This window comes from Mesorhizobium sp. M7A.F.Ca.CA.002.05.1.1 (assembly GCF_003998335.1).
Lineage (GTDB): Bacteria > Pseudomonadota > Alphaproteobacteria > Rhizobiales > Rhizobiaceae > Mesorhizobium.
In genome coordinates this window covers 1-3,191 of record NZ_RZQI01000704.1, presented here as the reverse complement: position 1 = coordinate 3,191, position 3,191 = coordinate 1, and the positions used below count along the sequence as shown (strand labels likewise).

The 3,191-nt window shown below is 64.2% G+C and carries 3 protein-coding genes; 2 read left to right on the top strand and 1 reads right to left on the bottom strand.

The annotated features are described in order from the left end of the window. Window positions 1-273 precede the first annotated feature (273 nt). Complete coding sequence (gene hemA, locus EN939_RS26980) at window positions 274-1,551, bottom strand: 5-aminolevulinate synthase (RefSeq protein WP_127270796.1); 1,278 nt, start codon at window positions 1,549-1,551, stop codon at window positions 274-276. Between the two features lie 267 nt (window positions 1,552-1,818). Here hemA and galE point away from each other — a divergent pair, with 267 nt between their 5' ends. Together galE and EN939_RS26970 are read left to right on the top strand one after the other, a co-directional pair. Next, entirely contained in the window at window positions 1,819-2,814 is a 996-nt protein-coding gene (gene galE / locus EN939_RS26975; RefSeq protein ID WP_127270794.1) for a UDP-glucose 4-epimerase GalE, read from the top strand. Between the two features lie 105 nt (window positions 2,815-2,919). Continuing rightward, window positions 2,920-3,191: FAD-dependent oxidoreductase (locus EN939_RS26970; protein ID WP_127270793.1), on the top strand; the 272-nt coding region annotated here is incomplete at its 3' end.

The window sequence follows — 3,191 nt, the reverse complement described above, 5'->3', positions numbered from 1 at the left end:
CAGTAACGGCATGGATCCTAGGGTCTGCGCCGCGTCGCTTCGCTCCTTGCTTCGCCCTAGGATGACGAAGAGAAAGATGCCTCGGCCAACCTCGAAGGTCGGCCATTGCTACGATGCCAGACTCCAACTCTGTGACTAGCCAGAAGCCCCCACGCTTCGTCATCCTAGGGCGTAGCAGTCGCGAAGCGACGTCGCGGAGACCCTAGGATCCATGCCGTGACGTCGGAGCGTCGCGGCGTTGGAAGCAATCGACAGGCGCAACCAGCAACGGCTTCAGCCGCCTGACTTGGGGACCAGCAGGGGAATGATGCGGTCGCTCTTGGCTACCGAAGGCCGCCCGGCGGAGCCATAGGGGATGCCGAGCGCATCCCAGGTCTCGACCAGCGCATCCTGCAATTCGGCGATCAGTGCATCGGAGTGGAACGGCGTCGGCGTGATGCGCAGCCGCTCGGTGCCGCGCGGCACGGTCGGGTAGTTGATCGGCTGGATGTAGATGCCGTGCACGCCGAGCAGGCGGTCGCTGGCCATCTTGCAGGCCTCGGGATCGCCGACTAGCAGCGGCACGATGTGGGTCGGCGAGTCCATCACCGGCAGGCCGGCGGCCGACAGGATCTGCTTGGTTCGGCTCGCCTGCTGCTGCTGGGCGTCGCGCTCGGCCTGCGAGCGCTTGAGATGGCGGATCGACGCGGTCGCGGCAGCCGCGATCGCCGGCGGCAGTGCCGTGGTGAAGATGAAGCCCGGCGCATAGGAACGCACGGCGTCGATCACGGCGCTGGTGCCGGTGATATAGCCGCCCAGCGTGCCGAATGCCTTGGCCAGGGTGCCTTCGATGATGTCGATGCGGTCGGCCAGGCCTTCGCGCTCGGTGATGCCGCCGCCGCGCGGCCCGTACATGCCGACGGCATGGACCTCATCGATATAGGTCATGGCGTTGTAGCGCTCGGCGAGCTCGACGATCTCTTTGATCGGCGCGATGTCGCCATCCATCGAGTAGACGCTTTCGAAGACGATCAGCTTGGCGCGTTCGCGTCCCGCCGCCTGCAAAAGGCTTTCCAGATGCGCGACGTCGTTGTGGCGGAAGATCTTTTTCTCGGCGCCGGAACGCCGCACGCCTTCGATCATCGAGGCGTGGTTCAATTCGTCCGAGATGATCAGGCAGTTGGGCAAAAGCTTCGCGATGGTCGAGATCGAGGCCTCGTTGGAGACGAAACCGGAGGTGAAGACCAGTGCCGCTTCCTTGTCGTGCAGGTCGGCAAGCTCCACCTCGAGTTCGACCAGCGGGTTCGAGGTGCCGGAAATGTTGCGGGTGCCGCCGGCGCCCGAACCCATCTTGCCAGCGGTATTCTGGAACGCGGCGATGACGTCGGGATGCTGGCCCATGCCGAGATAGTCGTTGGAGCACCAGACGGTGATTTCCTCGGCGCGGCCATTGGAACGCCAGATGGCGCGCGGGAACTTGCCCGCGATCCGCTCCAGGTCGGCGAAAACGCGGTAGCGACGCTCGGCATGGAGCTGGTCGATCGCTTCCTCGAAGAACCGCTGATAGTTCATATAGGCTTCCCAATTTTTGCGCGGGATCATAATCATTGGCCTGTTGGTCGTCCACCTGGCCTTTTTGGTCAAAATGCCACGCCCCGGACCTGTTCCTAACGATCACGGATCGTGGCCTATTCCCTTGATGTGGATCAACTTTGTTTCAGGACGATGCCACTAGCCGGCGATGCCGGTTACCACGGTTTCAATGGTTATGCGGCGGGCTTTCCAGTAGAGCGGGGGTTGAGACAGTTTCCGATAAATCTTGGATAAGCGAGGAAGCGGATGACGGTTTTGGTTACAGGCGGCGCCGGTTACATCGGCAGCCATATGGTCTGGGAGTTGCTTGATGCCGGCGAGGGCGTGGTCGTCCTCGATCGCCTTTCCACCGGTTTCGAATGGGCGGTGGCGCCCGAGGCAAGGCTGGTCGTCGGCGACGTTGCCGACCGGGAATTGGTCGGCTCGGTCATCAGGGAGAACAAGGTCGACGCGATCATTCACTTCGCCGGCTCGATCGTGGTTCCGGAATCGGTCGCCGACCCGCTCAGTTACTACGAGAACAACACCTCGAAGACGCGCACGCTGATCGAAACCGCGGTGCGCGAAGGCGTGCCCAATTTCATCTTTTCATCGACTGCCGCCGTCTATGGCGGAGCCGGCCTGGAGCCGGTGCGCGAGGACGCCCGCCTGTCGCCGGAATCGCCCTATGGCCTGTCCAAGCTGATGAGTGAGTGGATGCTGCGCGACGCGTCGATCGCGCATGGCCTGCGCTATACCGCGCTGCGCTACTTCAACGTCGCCGGCGCCGACCCGAAGGGCCGCACCGGCCAGTCGACGCCGGGCGCAACCCATCTGATCAAGGTCGCCTGCGAGACGGCACTTGGCAAGCGGCCGTTCATGCAGGTGTTCGGCACCGATTATCCGACGCCGGACGGCACCTGCATGCGCGACTACATCCACGTCAGCGACCTGGCGGCGGCGCATCGCCTGGCCTTGCAGCGGCTGCGTGCCGGGGGACAAAGCCTCGTCGCCAATTGCGGCTACAGCCATGGCTATTCGGTGCTCGAGGTCATTGACAGCGTGCGCCGCGCTTTTGGCCGTGATTTCGAGGTGAAGATGGGCGACCGTCGTCCTGGCGATGCCGCGGCGGTGGTTGCCAATTCGGATCTCGCCCGCGCCGAGCTCGGCTGGACCCCGCAACGCGACGATCTCGACCAGATCGTCGCCGACGCGCTCGCCTGGGAGCGCATCTTGACCGGCAAGAACTCCGCGCGCGGCTGAGCCGGGTTCTCCCAAGGGCTCGCAAGGCGGGCAGCGAAGCGCTATTGAAGGCCTTCGCGGCAAGGTGCGGAGGCGCCGCGCCGCGAGGAGCTCTTGGGGGATGGCATGAAAATAACGGTGCTCGGGGCCGGTGTCGTCGGTACGGCGGCCGCCTATTATCTGGCCAGCGACGGCCATGAGGTGACAGTGATCGAGCGCCATCCGGCGGCGGCACAAGGCACCAGCCAGTCCAATGCCGGCCTGGTGTCACCGGGTGACGCCACCGCCTGGGCCTCGCCGGCGGCTTTGAAGACTTTCCTGCGCGGGCTCTACAACCATGATCTCGGCATCAAGGTCAGGCTGCGCCTCGATCCCTATTTCCTCGCCTGGAGCCTGCG

Bases quoted from the DNA above. Each gene is read 5' to 3' on its own strand.
- hemA (WP_127270796.1), bottom strand. From the start codon at position 1,551: ATGAACTATCAGCGGTTCTTCGAGGAAGCGATCGACCAGCTCCATGCC.
- galE (WP_127270794.1), top strand. From the start codon at position 1,819: ATGACGGTTTTGGTTACAGGCGGCGCCGGTTACATCGGCAGCCATATG.